This window comes from Bacillus hominis (genome assembly GCF_018332515.1).
GTDB lineage: Bacteria > Bacillota > Bacilli > Bacillales > Bacillaceae_G > Bacillus_A > Bacillus_A hominis.
Genome location: NZ_BOQD01000027.1, coordinates 17571 through 37775, shown reverse-complemented (window position 1 = coordinate 37775; position 20205 = coordinate 17571). Strand labels below are relative to the sequence as shown.

23 protein-coding genes and 1 pseudogene are annotated in these 20205 nt (G+C 36.1%); 6 read left to right on the top strand and 18 right to left on the bottom strand.

Annotated features, from left to right (window positions below; translation table 11 throughout):
• Positions 1-109 precede the first annotated feature (109 nt).
• The 3 genes from lepA to gpr form a co-directional block, all read right to left on the bottom strand.
• Complete coding sequence (lepA, locus tag KI356_RS03845; RefSeq protein ID WP_128280909.1) at positions 110-1933, bottom strand: elongation factor 4; 1824 nt, start codon at positions 1931-1933, stop codon at positions 110-112.
• A 208-nt stretch (positions 1934-2141) separates the two neighbouring features.
• On the bottom strand, positions 2142-2504 hold the full coding sequence (locus KI356_RS03840) for a YqxA family protein (protein WP_164881562.1): 363 nt from the start codon (positions 2502-2504) through the stop codon (positions 2142-2144).
• Complete coding sequence (gene gpr / locus KI356_RS03835) at positions 2504-3607, bottom strand: GPR endopeptidase (protein WP_002122606.1); 1104 nt, start codon at positions 3605-3607, stop codon at positions 2504-2506. Before gpr ends, KI356_RS03840 begins: the two co-directional genes overlap by 1 nt.
• 180 nt (positions 3608-3787) lie before the next feature.
• On the opposite strand from gpr, the gene rpsT reads away from it, so the two are divergent.
• On the top strand, positions 3788-4045 hold the full coding sequence (gene rpsT / locus KI356_RS03830) for a 30S ribosomal protein S20 (protein ID WP_002122607.1): 258 nt from the start codon (positions 3788-3790) through the stop codon (positions 4043-4045).
• Between the two features lie 84 nt (positions 4046-4129).
• On the opposite strand, the gene holA is transcribed toward rpsT, so the two are convergent.
• A complete protein-coding gene (gene holA, locus KI356_RS03825) occupies positions 4130-5140 on the bottom strand; it encodes a DNA polymerase III subunit delta (RefSeq protein WP_128280908.1) in 1011 nt (336 codons plus the stop codon).
• Positions 5141-5488: 348 nt separating this feature from the next.
• Between holA and KI356_RS03820 the strand changes: the two genes are divergently transcribed.
• Positions 5489-5623, top strand: coding sequence for a YqzM family protein (locus KI356_RS03820; protein WP_000997609.1), 135 nt, complete (start codon positions 5489-5491; stop codon positions 5621-5623).
• A gap of 31 nt (positions 5624-5654) precedes the next feature.
• Here KI356_RS03820 and KI356_RS03815 read toward each other — a convergent pair whose 3' ends face one another.
• From KI356_RS03815 to KI356_RS03805, 3 genes are all read right to left on the bottom strand, one after another.
• Complete coding sequence (locus tag KI356_RS03815) at positions 5655-7976, bottom strand: DNA internalization-related competence protein ComEC/Rec2 (RefSeq protein WP_212934829.1); 2322 nt, start codon at positions 7974-7976, stop codon at positions 5655-5657.
• Between the two features lie 14 nt (positions 7977-7990).
• Complete coding sequence (locus tag KI356_RS03810; RefSeq protein ID WP_002122612.1) at positions 7991-8548, bottom strand: ComE operon protein 2; 558 nt, start codon at positions 8546-8548, stop codon at positions 7991-7993.
• A gap of 63 nt (positions 8549-8611) precedes the next feature.
• Complete coding sequence (locus tag KI356_RS03805) at positions 8612-9211, bottom strand: helix-hairpin-helix domain-containing protein (RefSeq protein ID WP_212934828.1); 600 nt, start codon at positions 9209-9211, stop codon at positions 8612-8614.
• A gap of 77 nt (positions 9212-9288) precedes the next feature.
• Between KI356_RS03805 and comER the strand changes: the two genes are divergently transcribed.
• Positions 9289-10116, top strand: a complete 828-nt coding sequence (gene comER, locus KI356_RS03800; protein WP_128280905.1) for a late competence protein ComER — start codon at positions 9289-9291, stop codon at positions 10114-10116.
• Positions 10117-10288: 172 nt separating this feature from the next.
• On the opposite strand, the gene KI356_RS03795 is transcribed toward comER, so the two are convergent.
• The 8 genes from KI356_RS03795 to KI356_RS03760 form a co-directional block, all read right to left on the bottom strand.
• Complete coding sequence (locus KI356_RS03795) at positions 10289-11038, bottom strand: class I SAM-dependent DNA methyltransferase (RefSeq protein ID WP_002122620.1); 750 nt, start codon at positions 11036-11038, stop codon at positions 10289-10291.
• On the bottom strand, positions 11035-11391 hold the full coding sequence (gene rsfS, locus KI356_RS03790; protein ID WP_002122621.1) for a ribosome silencing factor: 357 nt from the start codon (positions 11389-11391) through the stop codon (positions 11035-11037). The genes KI356_RS03795 and rsfS overlap by 4 nt, the downstream gene beginning before the upstream one ends.
• Positions 11388-11957: a bis(5'-nucleosyl)-tetraphosphatase (symmetrical) YqeK gene (yqeK, locus tag KI356_RS03785; RefSeq protein ID WP_002122623.1), complete on the bottom strand. Its 570-nt coding sequence runs from the start codon at positions 11955-11957 to the stop codon at positions 11388-11390. The genes rsfS and yqeK overlap by 4 nt, the downstream gene beginning before the upstream one ends.
• The gene (locus tag KI356_RS03780; RefSeq protein WP_128280904.1) at positions 11947-12516 is read right to left on the bottom strand and encodes a nicotinate-nucleotide adenylyltransferase; all 570 of its coding nucleotides are present in this window, start codon (positions 12514-12516) and stop codon (positions 11947-11949) included. The genes yqeK and KI356_RS03780 overlap by 11 nt, the downstream gene beginning before the upstream one ends.
• A 254-nt stretch (positions 12517-12770) precedes the next feature.
• Positions 12771-13064 carry a ribosome assembly RNA-binding protein YhbY gene (gene yhbY / locus KI356_RS03775; RefSeq protein WP_000955223.1) on the bottom strand — a complete coding sequence of 98 codons (294 nt, stop codon included), beginning with the start codon at positions 13062-13064 and terminating at the stop codon, positions 12771-12773.
• 4 nt (positions 13065-13068) lie between these two features.
• Positions 13069-13902, bottom strand: a complete 834-nt coding sequence (gene aroE / locus KI356_RS03770; protein WP_088060040.1) for a shikimate dehydrogenase — start codon at positions 13900-13902, stop codon at positions 13069-13071.
• A 15-nt stretch (positions 13903-13917) separates the two neighbouring features.
• Positions 13918-15024: a ribosome biogenesis GTPase YqeH gene (gene yqeH, locus KI356_RS03765; protein WP_002122628.1), complete on the bottom strand. Its 1107-nt coding sequence runs from the start codon at positions 15022-15024 to the stop codon at positions 13918-13920.
• Positions 15025-15027: 3 nt separating this feature from the next.
• Positions 15028-15540 carry a YqeG family HAD IIIA-type phosphatase gene (locus tag KI356_RS03760; RefSeq protein WP_002145684.1) on the bottom strand — a complete coding sequence of 171 codons (513 nt, stop codon included), beginning with the start codon at positions 15538-15540 and terminating at the stop codon, positions 15028-15030.
• Positions 15541-15786: 246 nt separating this feature from the next.
• Here KI356_RS03760 and KI356_RS03755 point away from each other — a divergent pair, with 246 nt between their 5' ends.
• Positions 15787-15942 (top strand): sporulation histidine kinase inhibitor Sda, encoded by a 156-nt coding sequence (locus KI356_RS03755; protein WP_002122631.1) that lies wholly within the window; start codon positions 15787-15789, stop codon positions 15940-15942.
• A gap of 152 nt (positions 15943-16094) precedes the next feature.
• Here KI356_RS03755 and KI356_RS03750 read toward each other — a convergent pair whose 3' ends face one another.
• Together KI356_RS03750 and sigK are read right to left on the bottom strand one after the other, a co-directional pair.
• Positions 16095-16883 carry a phosphatidylserine decarboxylase gene (locus tag KI356_RS03750; RefSeq protein WP_002122632.1) on the bottom strand — a complete coding sequence of 263 codons (789 nt, stop codon included), beginning with the start codon at positions 16881-16883 and terminating at the stop codon, positions 16095-16097.
• A gap of 291 nt (positions 16884-17174) precedes the next feature.
• Entirely contained in the window at positions 17175-17888 is a 714-nt protein-coding gene (gene sigK, locus KI356_RS03745) for an RNA polymerase sporulation sigma factor SigK (protein WP_000051382.1), read from the bottom strand.
• 187 nt (positions 17889-18075) lie between these two features.
• Here sigK and KI356_RS03740 point away from each other — a divergent pair, with 187 nt between their 5' ends.
• Positions 18076-18888: a hypothetical protein gene (locus tag KI356_RS03740; RefSeq protein ID WP_212934827.1), complete on the top strand. Its 813-nt coding sequence runs from the start codon at positions 18076-18078 to the stop codon at positions 18886-18888.
• 55 nt (positions 18889-18943) lie between these two features.
• On the opposite strand, the pseudogene KI356_RS03735 reads toward KI356_RS03740, so the two are convergent.
• Positions 18944-19294: pseudogene (locus tag KI356_RS03735) on the bottom strand (YcdB/YcdC domain-containing protein); the annotation flags it as partial.
• A gap of 242 nt (positions 19295-19536) precedes the next feature.
• Here KI356_RS03735 and KI356_RS03730 point away from each other — a divergent pair.
• Complete coding sequence (locus tag KI356_RS03730) at positions 19537-20187, top strand: GTP pyrophosphokinase (protein ID WP_002122636.1); 651 nt, start codon at positions 19537-19539, stop codon at positions 20185-20187.
• The last annotated feature ends 18 nt before the right edge of the window (positions 20188-20205 follow it).

Here is a 20205-nt window from a genome sequence, read left to right as displayed (position 1 = left end):
ATCACTAAAAAGTTCTCTCATCATTGTAAATGAGAGAAGCTAAGATGTCTAAAAAGTAATTATACAGAAAAAAAGAAGCCGCATAAACGACTCCTTTTTATTTTAATTATTAGTTATCATCCATTTTCAGTACAGCCATGAATGCCTCTTGTGGTACTTCTACAGAACCAACAGACTTCATACGTTTTTTACCTTCTTTTTGCTTATCAAGAAGTTTACGCTTACGAGAAATGTCACCACCGTAACATTTTGCAAGTACGTTTTTACGCATCGCCTTAATTGTAGAACGAGATACAACTTTATTTCCGATAGTCGCCTGTATTGGCACTTCAAACTGTTGTCTTGGAATTAATTTCTTTAATTTCTCTACAATTACTTTACCACGGTCATACGCTGAATCACGATGTACAATAAATGATAAAGCATCCACTTGTTCATTATTTAAAAGAATATCCATTTTCACAAGTTTAGATGGTTTATAACCAATTAACTCGTAGTCAAATGATGCATATCCTTTCGTATTTGATTTCAATTGATCGAAGAAATCATATACGATTTCTGATAACGGGATTTCATATGTCAATGTAACACGTGTTTCATCTAAATATTGCATATCAATAAACGTTCCACGTTTCCCTTGGCAAATTTCCATTACAGCTCCAACATAGTCATTCGGAACCATAATTGCAGCCTTCACAAACGGCTCTTCTACACGATCGATAACCTGTGGATCTGGCATATTAGATGGATTATCAACAATAAAATCTTCACCGTTTGTTAAATAAACTTTATAAATAACACTTGGCGCTGTTGTAATTAAGTCAATCTTGAATTCACGTTCAATACGTTCTTGAATAATTTCCATGTGAAGCAGCCCTAAGAAACCACAACGGAAACCAAAACCTAAAGCTTGAGATGTTTCAGGCTCAAATTCAAGAGCAGAATCATTCAATTCTAGTTTTTCTAACGCATCACGCAAGTCGTTATAACGTGCAGAGTCGATTGGATATAAACCACAGAATACCATTGGATTTAATTTACGATACCCCGCTAACGCCTCTGCAGCTGGACGCTTCGCATGTGTAATCGTATCACCTACGCGTGTATCACCTACGTTTTTAATAGATGCTGCCAAGAAGCCTACATCACCTACTGTTAACTCGTCACGTTGCGTTGTTTTCGGTGTAAACACACCTACTTCTGTTACTTCAAATTCTTTTCCAGTTGCCATCATACGTACTTTATCGCCAACTTTTACCGTTCCATTTACAACACGGATATATGCAATTACACCGCGGTACGGATCATATAAAGAATCGAAAATCATACATTGTAAAGGCTCTTCTGAATCACCCGCCGGAGCTGGTACCTTTTCAACGATTTGTTCTAAAATATCTTCAATACCAATGCCAGCTTTCGCTGAAGCAAGTACAGCTTCCGATGCATCTAAACCAATTACATCTTCTACCTCTTGACGTACACGTTCTGGGTCCGCACTTGGTAAGTCAATTTTATTAATAACTGGTAAGATTTCTAAATTATTATCAAGCGCTAAATATACGTTCGCTAATGTTTGCGCCTCAATCCCTTGCGCTGCATCCACAACAAGAATTGCACCTTCACAAGCCGCTAAACTACGAGATACTTCATACGTAAAGTCGACGTGTCCTGGAGTATCGATTAAGTGAAGAATATATTCTTCACCGTCTTTCGCTTTATACGTTAATTGTACTGCATTTAATTTAATTGTAATACCGCGCTCACGCTCTAACTCCATAGAGTCAAGCAATTGCGCCTTCATTTCGCGCTGTGCCAACGCGTTTGTTTTCTCCAAAATACGGTCTGCCAACGTTGATTTCCCGTGGTCAATGTGAGCAATGATGGAGAAGTTACGAATTTTTGACTGTCTTTTTGCTCTTTCTTCTTTATTCATCTATGTTCTCAACTCCTAATAGTCTCGCCAATATACACTAGCACTGATTATATCAATAGAGCAGCAAAGATTCAATGAAAACTCGTGCTGCTTACAATACAAATCACTCTATCTATATCTTATGCGAACAAACCATAAGAGACAAACCTTTTTCAAATTAAAGGACGGCTCTCTTACAAATATAAGACAACCACCCTTCCCGCTATCCTTAACTAAAAATTCCTTTTATTGCCCCAACAACTATATCCGTTCCAAACTTTGTCATATTACGAGCAACACTTGCTATCGCTATACCGATACCTTCTACAACATTAAAACTTCTTAAGCTTTCTAACTGTTTTTGTTTTTCAATAGCCGAAAACGTTTCTCCCGAAATTTCCGATTCAGCCCCAGCGCCTTCTGTTCCTGTCATATGAGCAATTTGTTCATATGACAGTTGACGATACCCCTTCATACTTTTCAGACCATGATTAGCGAGGCCCACTCCAGCTATCATCATAAGCAAACATAAGACTGTAACGCATATACATAACAGCGTAAATCGGCTCAAACTATTTCTGCCTCTTTCCATCAATGTGTATATGCCCCTGTATTATCTTGATCAATCTGATGATGCAGTGCTGCATTTAAACCACTTGCTATTACATTTGCCATATCCTCAATAAACGCATCTACTTCTTTTGGGGTTACCATTAAATTATGACCAAGAGGAGATAACACTTCATAAATCAACTTTCTCTTTTCTTCTTCTTCTAACGTACCAATAGCCCCTAAAAACATATTTCGACTCTTTTCATCCGGCATATCTTCTTCTGTTAATTTTTTCTTTTCTCCAAATGTAAAACCTGCTGGTAATAAAGAGCGTGATGGTTTGTTTCCTTCTTTCAGTTCCCGGCCAAAATGCTTCAAAATAAAGTCAATTGTATCACTCGTAATCGAAACGGCATCTACCACAGTTGGCACACCAATTGCGATAACAGGAATACCTAATGTTTCTTTACTTAGTTCCTTACGCTTATTCCCAACACCAGATCCTGGATGAATTCCTGTATCAGAAATTTGTATCGTACTATTTACTCGTTCAATAGAACGCGCAGCTAATGCATCAATTGCGATGACAAAGTCTGGTTTTGTCTTTTCAATAATTCCGTAAATGACATCGCTCGTTTCGATTCCTGTAATCCCCATTACCCCTGGACGAATCGCACTAACAGGTCTGAAACCTTCTTCCACACTTTCAGGCTGTAATTTAAATAAATGTCTCGTCACCAGTACGTTTTCTACAACTATCGGTCCGAGTGCATCCGGCGTTACATTCCAATTCCCAAGCCCGACGATTAAACAACTTGCTTCTTTTGAAACACCAACCTCTTCTAAGAAATAAGAAAACTCTTTTGCAAAAACACTCTCTACTTTTTGCTGAAGTTCCGTATCTTGTTGTCGTATACCTTGCACCTCAAGAGTTAAATAATTCCCAGGTTTTTTTCCCATCGACTCAGATGCAATTTCATCAATAGTTACTTTTGTAATTGTAATTCCCTCTTCTTCCCTCTCTTTTACAATTACTCCTTGTATCCCTTTTTGTTCTTCTTGGCGCTCTTGCAGCATTTGGTGCGCCTCTACAGCAAGGTCAGTTCTAACACTATATTTACTTAAATCTAATGGTTCTTTCATCGTATCTCCTCCGTAATTCATAGTAAATATCGTTAGATTTCCCCAAGTTATATTAGGTCATTCTTTCCTTTACGTGAAATTTCATTGATATACTATTGCAATTCTCTTCACCGTTTGATAAAATATCACTTGTTCTATGTAAGAATCGAGTCATTCGATTGCACCAGGGAGGTGAAAAGTATGGCAAACATCAAATCTGCTATCAAACGCGCTAAACTTAGCGAAGAGCGTCGTTCACATAACGCTTCTATCAAGTCTGACATGCGTACTGCTGTTAAAACTGTAGAAGCTTTAGTTACTAATAACGATCTTGAAAATGCTAAAGAAGCTTTCAAAACTGCTTCTAAAAAACTTGACAAAGCAGCTCGTAAAGGTCTTATCCACCAAAACGCTGCAGCTCGTCAAAAATCTCGCTTAGCGAAACAAGTAAACGCGTAAGGCGTTTAAAAAACGATCCATTCGGATCGTTTTTTATATACACAAAAAAGTTCACGTAACAAGTACGTGAACTTTTTTGTATCATTACATATGATTTAACCGCATTAAGAAAAACTCAAGCACAAGTTTCTTATCCATCTTTCCAGTCTTCATACTATAATCAGCTTCCGCTAATTCTATAATAACTTTTTTTAATTCTTCAAAAGAGAAAAACTTCGTTTGATTCATCGCCAACTTTACCCGGTACGGATGTACACCAATATGTGACGCGATTTGATTTTGTCCGTAACCACGCTGTTGCAATTCTTTCACTTGATGGAGCAAGCGGAACTGACTTACTAATAACGCGAGCAATTTAATTGGTTCTTCCTGCTGTGTAAATAATCCGTCTAAAATTTGCATCGCACCAGCGATATCTTTTTTCACCACTTTTTCTGTTAAAGCAAATACATTTTGCTCAACAGATTTCGGCACAAGTTCCGTGACAAGTTTTGGCGTGATTTCTCCGCCCATACCGACGTATAACGTTAACTTGTCCATTTCCTTCGCCAACATTGTTACATTACTTCCCACAAGCTCTAACAACAAACTAACAGCTGCATTATCAATATGCACATGCACCTCATCCGCACGAGAAACAATCCACTTCTGAACATCCTGCACTTGCATCGCATTTGCTTCTATTACATCCGCTGTTTTCTTTAATAGTTTTGTAATTTTTTTTCGTTCGTCTAATTTTTCATAAGGCGCAACAAAAACAAGAATAGAAAAAGGAGATGGCTCCCCAATATATTCTTCTAAAATTTTTATATTTTGTTCTATTTTTTCTTTTTGTGCCGTTAAAAATAATGGTGATTTTATTAATATAACTTTACGCTCTCCAAAAAAAGGAAGCGTACGCGCATCCTCAACTACATCTTCTAAATACGCTTCTTCCAAATCGTATGTCACAACATTAAACTCTCGATCTTCCTCTTCAAGCGCTTCCGTTGTAATAAGTTTTATCGTTTCATTTATAAAATAGGCTTCCGTTCCATACAATACATATAACGGAGCGAACTGTTTCTTTTTAATCTTCTTATGTATATCACTCATATTTTTTCCTACTCCCTAACTTGGCAATATATATTTATACTAATGCCCTAGCTTTTGTTTTACAAGTACAAAGGGACAGGCTTTATAACCCGCCCCTTTATTTATATAAAACGCCACGCAATAAGCCCCGGATTGCTTATTGGTATGCGGTAATCACCTTCCCTTTATTATTTACAATAATAATCTTAGTATAAGTGCCAACTGTTAACATGATTGGAAATGAAAAATTCACGCTACTTAACTAACTAGAAAAAGTGTACAAATACTCTATTTCGCTTCATATGGAAATTGTAGATTTTTTTCTGACAATATTTTATACTAAAATGGAATGTTGGGGAGGGATTCTAAATGAATGATTTTGAACAAAACGTTCAAAGTAAACGCAATGACGCTATTGATTCAGGGGTAGGATTTATCGTCTCATTTGGTTTTTTCGCAACACTTTTCATTATTGCAACTGTTATTAAATTCATCGGTTCTTAAAGGCTGCTGCTTAATGGCAGTCTTCTTTTTTTCATCTTCTATTTGTTTCATCATATGTGATTTTACTTTGAAAGGTTCCTTTTTCTCCATTAAAAACATAGGAAATAGCACCTTGCTTATCCGTACGCCATATATCAATACCCATCTTCTTAAAACGCTCTATAACTTCCTTATGCGGGTGCCCATACCTATTACGCTCCCCCACAGAAATAATCGCTACACTAGGCTGTACAAGGCTTAAAAAAGGATCTGCAGATGATGTTTTACTCCCATGGTGGGCAACTTTTAAAATATTAGCCCGCAAATCAGGATATGTCGATACTATCAACTTTTCTCCTTCTTCTTCTAAATCACCCGTAAATAGCCATGTTAGTCCTCCTAATCTGGCCCATATTACAATCGAAGAGTCATTTTCTCCCTTTTCTTTCCCCCTTGGAGCTAATACGAAAAATTCCGCTTCATTTACTCTCCAACCTTCCCCTTCTCCTACTACACTTATCTTCATGCTCTTTTCTAACGCCTTTTTCTTCACCACTTTTTCCAATACAGCATCTTGTTCCTTTCTCCCAAATACAACCTCTTTTACAATAATAGATGACAGCAAATCCAGCGCAGCACCTATATGATCCGCATCCCCATGCGTTACAATTAATTTATCAATCGTTTTTATACCTTCTTTTTGTAAAAAAGGAACAAGAATATCATGCCCAACAGAAAATTCATGCTTTTTCTGTTGCCACGCTTCCTTCTTGACAGGAAGGGCTCCACCTGTATCAATAAGATAAACCTCTTTATCATACGGGAGACGAATTAATATTGCATCTCCCTGTCCAACATCAAGAAATGTAACACTCCCACTTTCGCGAAAATATGGATATACATAATGACAAGTACTAATAAAAAGAAACACACCCACAACTATGCACAAATTTTTTTTCGTTACTACTCTTTCCCAAATCACAAATATACTAACGATACTAAAACAATATATAGCCACAAGAAATAAAGGAGTTTGACCAAAAGTAAGTCGGATAAAAGGGAAACTTTCACAGTAACTTAGAAAATCATTAGAAATGCTTAGACATAATGAAAGTACATATGCAATTCCTTTTGCGAAAAATGGAATAACCGGCATACATATAAGAATAATAATGCTACACGGCAATACAATAATGGATAGAAAAGGAACATATATAAGATTGAGGAAAATGCTATAAGGAGAAAAATAACCAAAATGATATAACAAGATGGGGGTACTAGCGAGCTGTGAAATTATAGAAATGTAAATAGAATTTCGAACTACTCCATTACTACGCCCTAATAATATCGGCGCAGATAGTAGTAAAGCAAAACTACCTACAAATGAGAATTGAAATCCAACGTTGAAAATAAGATACGGATCGTATATAAGCATACATACAACTGTTATACTTAAGGCGTCTAGACTAGATAAGCGAACAGAGCACATGAAAGCTACCAACAATAAAACTCCTGTTATAGAAGCCCTCACAACAGATGGCGACGCCCCAGCTATGATCATATACAGGGGAATGCAAACTATAAGGCATACTGTTGCTGTCTCTTTCGTCACACCACTTCTTAGTAAAACAAAATACATTATAACCATTAATAATACGATATGCGATCCTGAAATCGCTAACAAATGTATAAGACCGAATTGTTGATATTGCTCTTCTACTTCAAACGTCATTTGTTGTCGATCTCCAAATAATAATGCGTTCATAAATGCACCTGATTGTTCTGGGAACATTTCTGTAACTTTCGAGATTGTTTGTTGCCTGAGAAGGAAAATCCATTGAACGAATGACAACGATGTTTTTTGACATTCAGAAATGTATGTCACATCAAATATAAAATGTATTTTTTGCTGATATAAATAATTACGATAATCAAAAACGTGAAAATTCCGGGCAGTTTGTGGTTCTTTCACCTCCCCTTTAAATATACACGATATACCTGCATGTAATTGTTGCAATCGCTTTTTTTCCGAAGCAGATTGCATTTTATAGTTTAACTGCACTAAGTTTTTATTCTGATCTTCAATTTGAAAAGAAAGACGATCCCCATTAATTAGAGGTGTATTTTGCACGATCCCTCGTGTAACTTCGTAGGAATCCCCTAGCGGCTCATTTCGACTCTGAACATACGTGGTGTACATAGCGCCACTAAAACACGCTACAATACAAAAAATGAAGGTTTTACGCGAAGTACGATATAAACAAAATAAAACATAACAAATGAAACAACAAGCAGTCAACAAATGCAATGCGGAAAAGGTAATTGCAATCCCCACTATAAACGAGATTGCAACATAGCCCCATTGTCCATTCAACTCATACTCACTCCTTATAGCATCATTTTTGCTTTAGTGAATACACGCTGTAATTCTTCCATTGACAAATTATCTTTTTCTAAAGATACGAATAGTTCCTTTAGCTGCAAGTGACGCTCTTGTTCCTCTAGCGATGTAATATCATATTCTAGCGGAACGTGCTTCACTGTTACACTCGCTTGTTCAAATAACTCTACGGCATACGGATGATTTTTATAATCCTGTGCATAATAAACTGCTGTAACACCACTTTGAATAATCGCCTTACAACACTGTAAACAAGGAAAATGTGTGACATAAATTTCCGCTTCCTCTGTTTTTGCACCAAACTTCGCACATTGTAATAAAGCATTCATTTCTGCATGAATCGTTCGAACACAATGATTATCAATCACGTAGCACCCATCATCTATACAATGTACGCCACCTTTAATTGAGCCATTATATCCACCAGCAATAATTCGTTTATCACGAACGATTGTCGCCCCTACCGCAAGCCTTGTACATGTACTACGTAAAGATAACAGATGGCTTTGTGTCATAAAATATTGATCCCATGAAATTCGTTCCATATTTTTCACCTACTTTTTTGTCTACTTGTAGTGTAGCGAAAGAAGAAAAACTTCGTCAATCTTTTATGGAATAATTATTTGATCTTTTATTTTTTCAATTGACTTCGTTCCAATCCCATCAATCTCCAATAAATCATCTATTTTCTGAAACGGGCCGTGTTCTTCTCGATATTTCAAAATACTTTCCGCTTTCCGAGAACCAATGCCTGTTATTTTTTCAAGTTGCTCTTTAGAAGCTGTATTTATTTGTACTTTACCCTCACCTTTTGAAGAAGCAGCCCCTTCTTGCACTGGCTCATTTTTGTTAGGAACATAAAGAAGCATTTGGTCTTGGACCATTTGCGCCAAATTCACTTTCTTCATATCTGCATCCGGCAACAAACCACCAGCTTTTTCAATCGCTTCCTTCACCCGGTCCCCTTCCTTCATTTCATACACACCCTCTTTAAAAACCGCCCCTTTCACATCAATTACAATTATTTTTTTCTGTTCCTTTGTATCCAATATTTTCGGTTTAATTTTTTTCTCCACATCTTTCGCTTGAACTTCCGTTGTAATGAGCGTTTGCTCTGTATGCTGATTCGTTTTCCAGAAAAAAAGAAAAATCAAAGTGCCAATAATAACCACTAATCCCAACCATTTTTTTGGAAAATCCCACATCATTTTACACCTCTAATCATAAATTTATAACATCATTCATATTGTTTATGAGAAAGCTGTTACGAAGGAGGGATGAAACATTGAACATAGGAATTATAGGGACAGGGAACATGGGGAATATACTAATCGATGCATTTTTAGAAACCCGTGCTGTCAAACCTTCGTGCCTTACTATTATTAATCGGACGCCTGCCAAAGCATATCATATAAAAGAAAAATACCCTTCTGTTCATATAGCCAAAACAATCCAAGAGGTAATCGAACAATCCCAGCTTATTTTCATTTGCGTAAAACCAATAGATATATACCCTATTCTACAAAAATACGCCGACCATTTTTCAGATGAAAATTGCTTAGTTTCTATCACAAGCCCCATATCTCCATCACAATTAGAAACACTTATACCTTGCCACGTCGCTCGTATCATTCCAAGCATCACAAACCGCGCCTTATCCGGCGCATCACTATTTACATTTGGAAATAACTGCTCTCTAGAATGGCAACAAAAACTACTTCGTCTATTCAAAAACATTTCTACTCCCCTTGTTATAGAAGAAGATATAACGCGCGTTTCATCTGATATAGCAAGCTGCGGCCCTGCTTTTTTTAGTTATTTATTACAATGTTTCATTAACGCTGCTGTAGATAAAACAAATATCACACACGAAGAAGCCACTACTTTAGTAAGTGAAATGGTCATTGGAATGGGGAAATTACTTGAAAAAGAAATTTTCACATTACCTACTTTACAAGAAAAGGTATGCGTTAAAGGCGGTGTTACAGGAGAAGGTATTCGTATTTTAGAAGAGCACGTTGGGGATATGTTTCATAAATTAATCGAACGGACACATGAGAAGTTTGATGAAGATTTAAAATGCGTTGAGCAGCAATTCAATAAACACACATAATAAATACGCCATCGTAATCCCAAATCCTTTTTATTAATACTTATCTTTTTCATGCTACATTTTCACTAAAACTAGCATTTTTACACTTCACACATATCATCTTTTTATTTTTCTAGAACTAAAACTACATCTTTTCTATAAAACAAAAGCAACCTTATCGGTTGCTTTTGTTTTATCCATTCTTCTTCGCCATAAAAAAGATGCGCTCTGTTTGTTCTGTCACTTCAATTCGTTCAAAGTCCCCTGTGACGCGAAGCACTGTAAACCCAGCTTCTTCAAGCCATTTTGTTAACACTTCAACCGAATATGCACGCTGCACGTGACATTCGTCAAAACGATGATACACATCTTCTTCTGAATCTTGTACAAAGAATGTCAAATCATGTTCCACACTATCTGATTCTTCTCCAGGGAAGCAGTTCCAAATAAGTGATATTTCTTCGCCGTTCACTGTATATGTTTCATTTTGAAATACGTGATGTATTTTATATAAAGAGTGTACATCGAATAAAAACAAACCATCCTGACGTAAATGGTGGAAAACTCTTCTAAATGTCTCTTGCACCCCATCTTCTTGCAATACATAATTTAATGAGTCACAAAAGATTGTCACACAATCAAATTCACCAGGAACATCGAGCTCTCTCATGTCTTGTTGGTAAAAAGGAATAAAATAACCTTCTCCCGCCAATTTTTGCTGTGCGACAGTTAACATTTCTTCCGAAAGATCTACACCAATTAAATCATAACCTTTTCGCACAAGCGGAAGTGTTACGTTACCAGTTCCACATGCTACGTCAAGAATTTTTGCCTCTTTCATAGATGCCTGTTGCAAACTTTCCTCTGTGAATTCCACCCATTTATCATAAGGGACATCATTCATCAGTTCGTCATACAGCAAAGCAAATTGTTCGTATTTCATTGATCTAGCTCATCTGCAATATCTTCACGCGGCACATCGCCCCATAGACGCTCTAAATTATAGTGATTACGCTCGTCTTTATGGAATACATGAGCAACCACATCACCAAGGTCCACTAAAACCCAACGCGCTTCATCGAAGCCTTCCATACGTTGTACGTTAATTTCGAACTCATGTGCCTTCGATTTAATTTCACGTGCAATTGCTTGCACTTGCTTGTCTGAATTTCCGTGACAAATAATAAAATAGTCTGCAATCGGTGAAATACCTTGCATATTTAGTACAACCATATCTTCTGCTCTCTTATCATCAGCTGCTTTTGCCGCTAATACTAATAACTCTTTATCTTTCATTTATTAATTTCCTCCTTGATAACTGTATTGTATGTTTGGAATGTTAATGGATAAATCGTTTGATCTTTTTCCATTAAAAATTGAATTGTTCGCTTTAAAGCAAATAGTAAAGCTTGATTTATATCTTTATATGCGAGTTTCCTCGCTTCTTCCACACCAGGAAACTTACGTCCTGGTTCAATGTAATCTGCTACATAAATAACTTTATCTAACATTGTCATTTTTTCATGACCACTTGTATGATATGTAATAGCTTGTAGAATTTCAGGATCAGTAATGCCTACTTCTTTTTCTACTAAGTATGCCCCAACAGGTGCATGCCATAACTCTTTGTTATAGTGCAGTAGATCCTTCGGCAAAGCTTCTCTCTTAATAATCTCTTCCATTTCTGGAATCGCTCTACATTTTGCATAATCGTGAAATATAGCAGCCGTCTCTGCCTTTTTCTCATCTACACCATATAACCGTGCAAGTTCAATCGCTGTTTCCATTACACCAACCGTGTGTATATAACGTTTTTCATGCATTTGTTGTTTGACAATACTAAGTGCGTCCTCACGATTCATACAACCCATTCCTCTCGATATATACCTGTACTTTTTCGGGGAGTAAATATTTGCACGTTTTCTTCGTCATATATCTCTCACGTAACAAAGAAGAAGAAACTGCAAACTCCGGAATTTCCACTTTTACGATATCATAAGGCGTATGTAATGTATAACCTGGTCTTGTAACTCCAACGAAAGTCACAAGCTTAAGTAACTTTTCAATGTTATACCACTTCGGTAAATACTCAACCATGTCTCCGCCAATAATAAAGTGAAACTGCACATCCGGATACTTCTCCGTTAATTGTACCATAGTGTCGTACGTATAAGATGGGCCTTCTCTGTCTAGCTCTTCTAAACAAATTGAAAAATATGCTTCTTCCTCAGTCGCTATTTGCAGCATGTTTAATCGACTTTTCACACTCGTAATGTTACGTCCTTGCTTGTGCGGTGGAATTTGATTCGGCAAAAACCATACCTCTTCCAACCCTAAAGCATGATACACTTCATTTGCAATTAACAAATGCCCATTATGAGGTGGATCAAACGTACCACCAATAATGCCAATTTTCCTCAAAAGAAACGCTCCTTCCTTTTACATACAGCAACTCTCCCCATAAATATTCGAAGAGAGTCTACTGTTAATAAAAGTTCAATTGATTTCACTCTCTATCTATCAAGCGTCAATTATGGAAATAATTTACGTGATTTTTCATCTCGCTATTTGCCAACACCTCAAAAACCACTGACAATAACTAGGCTAGACCGGAAATTAACTGCACACAAAAGCCCAATTGATGAAGGCTAAAAAACACAAATTAAAGTTTCAATTTATCGTGGGAGTTTAATCTGCTTATTTTCTCTTGATTCTTTGTATAAAACAATTGTGCTTCCGATTACTTGAACGATTTCAGCTCGTGCACCTTGTGCAAGCTCTTCTGCAACTTCACGACGATCAAATTCACAGTTTTGTAATACGCTCACTTTAAATAGTTCACGAACTTCTAATGCTTCTCCAATTTGTTTCACCATATTTTCATTTACGCCACCTTTTCCAACTTGAAAAATCGGTGTTAAATGATGTGCCTTTGCACGTAAAAATCTTTTTTGTTTTCCTGTTAACATATAATTAGCCTCCAAGCTCTCTCATTACTAATTGTTTCATTCTATCAATATTCGGCACACACCCTGTCCACATTTCAAATGCAAGTGCACCTTGATAAACGAACATATCGATTCCATTTTGAATTATTGCACCTTGTTCTTTCGCATCGCCTAAAATTTTCGTCTCAAATGGATTATAAATAATATCAGAAACAATCGTTCCTTGTTTCAATGAACGAATTTCCAGTGGCGTATACTCAACATGTGGATGCATACCTATCGTTGTTGTTTGGATGATAATATCATATTCCCCTTGATCTTCTGCTGCACATTCTAGCGATAGAGCATGCGAATTAACATTTGCCATGCACCCAGCGATAAGATTTTCCGCCTTATCTCTCGTACGATTAGCAATATCAATTTCTTTCACACCTACATCTGCAAGCGAGAAGTAAATAGCTCGACTAGCACCACCTGCACCGATTAATAAAATACGTTTCTCTTGAAGTGGATCTTCACTAATTGACTGCAGGGCACGAACAAAACCAATTCCATCTGTATTATACCCAATCAATTTTCCATCTCGATGAACTACTGTATTTACCGCACCGATTTGCCTTGCTAGCGGGGCAACCTCATCCAAGTACTCCATAATTGCAACTTTATGCGGAGTCGTTACATTAAATCCTGAAATACCTAATGCTTTCAAACCTTTTACTGCTTCCCCTAGCGCCTCTTCTTCTACAAGAAACGCATGATAATGGGCATCCATATTCAAGTGTTCAAATGCATCGTTATGCATAACAGGTGATAATGAATGTCCAATTGGATTTCCGACTACACCATATAATTGTTTCATAAATCCCTCTCCATATTAAATTAAAGATTTACGTAATGAAACACTTACTCCCTTTGGTACATGAGCAACAATTTTCGCTCCTGATTCATTTACAGTAACCCAGCCCAATCCAGAGAATACAACATCCGTTTTTGGCTCACGAATATTAAATTCATATTTCACAAACTCAGGCATATTTTCTAATTCTTCTGGTGTCGGTGGATTCAATAATTCTCCAGCGTGTCTTTCGTACAATTCATCAGCCTTTTCAAGCTTTGTACGATGGATTGTTAAACGGTTTGAAAAATGACAAGTAAATGCACGACGGCCTCCACTTACATAATCAAATCGTGCTAATCCACCAAAGAATAATGTTTGTTCTTCATTTAATTGGAATACCATCGGCTTAACTTCTGTAGTCGGTGTAATAAGCTTTAAGCTTTGTTTCCCAACATAATGCGCCATTTGATGATGATTAATAATACCTGGTGTATCGTATAAAGATGACGTTTCGTCTAATGGGATATCAATTAAATCAAGCGTTGTTCCTGGGAAATGTGATGTTGTAATTACATTCTCAGTCTCATCACTAAACTCTTTAATCATACGATTAATAAATGTTGATTTACCAACATTCGTACATCCAACAACATAAACATCTTTACCTTCGCGGTAATACTCAATTGCATCAGCAAGTTCAGTGATTCCTTGTCCTTTAGCTGCACTAATCAAAAAGACATCTTCTGGTTTTAAACCAAGTTGCTTTGCACTATAGCGCATCCAATGTTTTACTTTATCATGCTTAACTGACTTTGGAATTAAGTCAGCCTTATTCCCTACAAGTAATACTTTATTGTTCCCTACAAAACGATGTAAGCCCGGTAACCAGCTACCATTGAAATCGAAAATATCTACGATTTTAACCACTAGTGCGTCTGATTGTCCAATTCCATTCAAAATACGAAGGAAATCATCATCTGTTAAAGATACATCTTGAATTTCGTTATAATGTTTCAAACGAAAACAACGCTGGCAAATTACTTGTTCTTTTTCTAAAGATGATGCAGGAGCGTATCCTACTTCATTTTTATTTTCTGTTTGAATTTCTACACCGCAACCAATACATTTAATTGTTTCAGTCAAACTTTATTCCTCCCAGTTAATTAAGCCTTTTTTCTTCATGTTTCTCATAATTCTTCGTTCAATTTTTCGATTAAAGCGTGTCACCAATCCGTCCGTTTGCGCTACCGGTACAACTAAAATCGTATGAAGTCCCACACGATTCCCACCGAGCACATCCGTTAGTAACTGATCTCCAATTACTACAACTTCATCTGGCTGCAGGTGCATCTCGTGTATCGCACGCTTAAATGCGCGAACAAACGGTTTGCGCGCACTATGAATAAACGGAATACCTAATGGGTCAGCAAAGTCTTTAACGCGTTGCTCGTTATTATTTGAAACGACCGTTACTTGAATATCATTTTCTTTCATTTTCAAAAACCACTCTTCAAGCTGTGGTGTTGCGTTTGGACGATCCCATTCAATTAAAGTGTTATCTAAATCAGTAATAACTCCTTTAATTCCACGTTTTTTCAAATCTTCTGGTTGAACATGATATACATTTTTCACATATTCATTTGGTAAAAATAACTTCAATTTCTTTCACCTCTTTGAGGATTTTTCATAAAATTTTTCGACAACATTTTTCGATAGATAACCTGTGGATAAACTTGTACACACTTTCCACATTAATTTTTCAGTTAATTCGGAATTTACCAACATTCTATACACACTTTATCCACTGAGGTATGTGGATAACCTCTTGTTTGTGACTGTCATATTTTTTTGGTACATTAAATGCAACAACGAATCAACCCTTATATTATTAGGAGGTGACTCACCTTGAAAACAAAACATATGGAACAGTTATCTACTGATTTACTCACTGAGTCTTATTATAAAGCAAAAGAACTAAAATTAAATCCCGACTTCATTTTACTTATAAAACAAGAAATTATTAGACGCTCGTTAGAGGACAAGCTCTTCAAATCTTCTTGAGTACATATAGATTGCTGATTGACCTGTAAAAAGAGCCATCCTGCGATGGCTCTCGAATAAACAAGTACTCCCATCTAGGGGATTTCTTCATTAAGCATCTTTGTCCACATTTCTTAATTAGAGCTTCATAAATATATTATAAAATCTTTTCTTTACTTATGAGATACTCGGGTTGCAATTTTTTCACCAAGACGCAACTCTTGCCCACTTGTCAATTCCTGCACTGCTTCAATCATATCTTTTTCAAATAATAAAACAACTGTTGAGCCAAATGTAAAGTATGCCATCTCTTCACCTTTTTGAACAGTACTTCTTTCATGAAGGAGCTCGATACTATTAACAAACATAGCACCTACTTTTACAAGCGCCATATGTTCGCCTTCACTATTTACTTCTGTAACAGAGCGATAATTTTTTGACAATGGTTCTTTCCCATACTCCATACCCGCTGCATTTACCGGATATGATTTTCTGCCGAGTACAAATCTTTCAGTTACAGATCCAGAGAGCGGGCTATGAATACGATGATAATGACTTGGACTCAAATAAATTACCATATATGTACCGCCTGCATATCGCTTTGCACGCTCTTCATTACCTAGCATATCCACAATTGAATAACGCTTTCCTTTTATATCGAATGTTTTTGTATTCTCAATAGGACCTTGATCAGCAAAAACACCATCAACAGGACTAACGATACTCGATGCATCAGTATCAATACTACGCTTTCCTTCTTTTAGCCTACGTGTAAATAAATCATGCAATGTTCGATATTCTTTCAAACCCTTTTCCATCTCATCTTGATTAATTTGAAAAACTTTCGCATACGATGGAATAATGATAGAGCTCAAACGAGATTGTGCAAATTTACGTAATATATAAGAAGTAAAACGACCATTTGTAAGTTCGATCATAAGTCGATATAATGTCCGTCGCAAATTACGAAACCTCCTAATCAGCCTATAACTTTAGTTTCCCCTTCTTTTCTCTCTATATCATATGTAAAATTGGTTCTTATTCCCACATATAGAATTGAGCCGTCTCGTTATACACGAAGAAAAACTAAGTATAATTTTTATTCTTAAATTGTTTAGCACCTTCTAATATTACAGATAGAACCCGCCATTTTCAACAGTGAACATGTATTTCTTCTTAGAGTAGCTCGTTTTCTTTCCGTTTTACCGAAAGAAAAGCAGCCACTTTTAAAGTGTAGCTGCCTACAATATACATTATTCTTTTGCTTTTTTCTCTTTCTCAGCCCTTACAAATTCATGGAACATTTTCATTAAAGCACGCTTTTCAATTCGCGATACGTAGCTTCTTGAAATACCGAGTGCCTTCGCAATCTCCCTCTGTGTTTTCTCTTTATCAAGCCCCAGTCCAAAACGCTTCACAATTACTTCTTTCTCTCGTTCATCTAGAATATCGATATACTCTTTAATTTTTTCTAACTCCATACTAAGCTGAATCATATCAATTACATCTTCAGATTCTGATTTTAATATATCAATAAGCGATATTTCATTCCCCTCTTTATCTTGCCCGATTGGATCATGAAGTGAAACATCTTTTTTCGTTTTCTTCAGCACACGTAAATGCATCAAAATTTCATTTTCGATACAGCGTGCTGCATATGTTGCAAGCTTAGTTCCTTTCCCTGCTGAATAGCTTTCAATCGCTTTAATAAGCCCAATCGTACCAATTGAAATTAAATCTTCTGCATCTTCACCGGTGTTTTCGAATTTCTTAACAATATGAGCTACAAGCCGTAAATTATGTTCAATTAAAAGATTTCTTGCTTGAGCATCACCTTGCTCCATTAACTCTAAGTACTTTCTCTCATCATCTGATGATAATGGCTGCGGGAACGCATTGTTCTTCACATAAGAAACAAATACAAACACTTCTCGAACCATATATCCAATTGCGGCGAATAGACTCAAACCCTTCACCTCCGCCAAAATAGTGGTCTTTACTATGTGTATGTGGGCATGAGGTTGTTTGTGTCTGTACGATATAAATATGGAATCCTTAGCTTTTTGTCGAACGAAATAACCCTTTCATACCTTGCATAATTTTTCCAATGTATTACAATATGTTAAGTTCCAAAATTTTGAAAGAGGTGTTTTCATGCGCTACTTTACTGCACAAATAAGAAACCTTGTAGTACTCACATTATCTTTTTTCTTACTGTCAGCTTGTGGACAACAAACTTCGCCCACAAAAACTGAGACGACTAAACAGGATACTGCAGCATCCAAAGACATCACAAAAACAGAAGATAACCAAAAAGCTGAAGACAGTGTAAACACTGAGGAAAATGCAAAAAACGAGAATAACGTAAAAACTGAAAACAATACAAAGACTGAGAACAACGTAACTACTGAAAACAACAAAAAAACTGAAAACAATGCAACACCTAAAAGTAATACAAAACCTGAAAACAACGTAACAGCTAAAAACAGCACAAAAGCTGAGAACAACACAACTACCGAAAACAACAAAAAAACTGAGACCAATGCAACACCTAAAAACAATACAAAAACTGAGAGCGACGCAACTACTGAAAACAACAAAAAAACTGAAAATAACGAAACAGCTAAAAATAATACAAAGCCTGAAGCAGAATCTAAAAATACACAAAAAGAGCAACAACCAGCTAAACAACCGAATAAACAAACTGATACTATTACATTCACAAGTGAAGATGCTGTAAGAGTTCTAGAAAAAAGAATGGGCGCTCGATCAGCTGACATTCATTACGTCTCGGCAGAAGACCAACTAATCGGCACAATAAATGGCATTAAGCTATATGACGTTTTATACACAAATGGTGACGGTGAACGTCAACGTGCTCTAAATTTTGCAGTAGGATCTGATGGGAATTTATATGAGTGGTCAAAAGCTCAAGATGGTATTCTTCAACCACTTAACGGAAATTAATAAATGATTCTACGAACATAGTAAAAGCCAATCGATACGTACCGATTGGCTTTTACTAATATTCACTCCAAATTTTCTTTCCTGTGTCGGCATCAATATAACGCAGTTCTCGACTACAATCGAAGGGGTCTTTATAATTTTCATCCGTTGTTTGTTTATACAGTAGTTCGTAGCTTGTTTCCTCTACATCATTCTCTAAAAACCATTCTAAATTAACTCGCATGGCCCCTATATATATTTCTAACGCTTTTTCCTTTGTTACTTTTGGTGTTGTTTTATATGTAAGTAATTCTTTTATAATGTTGCTAGATTCTCCTGAGTAGTGCATCACAGCACCATTTTCTGTATTGATGTTAACCCTAATATATTTTCCCTCTACACGAATGTCATTTACATATAGAGAAAAAAGACAAAAAACTGAAACAATTAGTTCATACGAATTTCACATGAATCTATTACTATAAGAATTGTACATAATGAAATTACTAACAATGACGTTTATTCATATATAATTTCATTTGAAAGGGGTTGAAAATATGAAAACTAAATATCGCTTTATGATCTCATCATTTGCTGCTTGTGCCTACATGATTTGGTGTTTAGTATAATAACAACTTCACTTGTAAATAAGAAAAGGTGTGTATATAAATGGAATATAACCAATCAACAGTTAACTACTGGAAAGCTTTTGTATTACCTTATACATTTGCTTTAGAAGAGTTAAAAACTAAATTTGAAATTATGAACCGGGAAGCTCAATTTCTAGAGGATTACAACCCGTTTGAACATATAAAAACTAGACTAAAACAACCTGCAAGTATTATTAAAAAACTAGAGCGTAAAAACTTATCACCAACAGTTGAAAATGCTCAAACACAGTTACAAGATATTATTGGTATTCGTATTACATGTTGCTTCGTAGAAGATATCTATCATTTAAAAGAAGTAATTGAAAATCGTGAGGATATGGAAGTCGTAGACGTAAAAGATTATATTGCTAATCCAAAAGGAAACGGATATAAAAGTTTGCACATGATTATTAAATATCCTTTATCACTAAATTCTGGTACGAAAGATGTCTTTGCAGAAATTCAATTACGTACACTTGCGATGGACTTTTGGGCAAGTTTAGAACATAAACTTTACTACAAATATGAAGGAAACATACCTGATTATTTGAAGGATGAACTACATGATGCTGCAATGAAGGCTGAAGACCTTGATAATAAGATGGCAACAATCCGTCAAGATATTGATGACATTGAAGCTTGTTCAAATCAAATTTTATTACCGCTTTAAAAAGGTTCTCTTCTATGA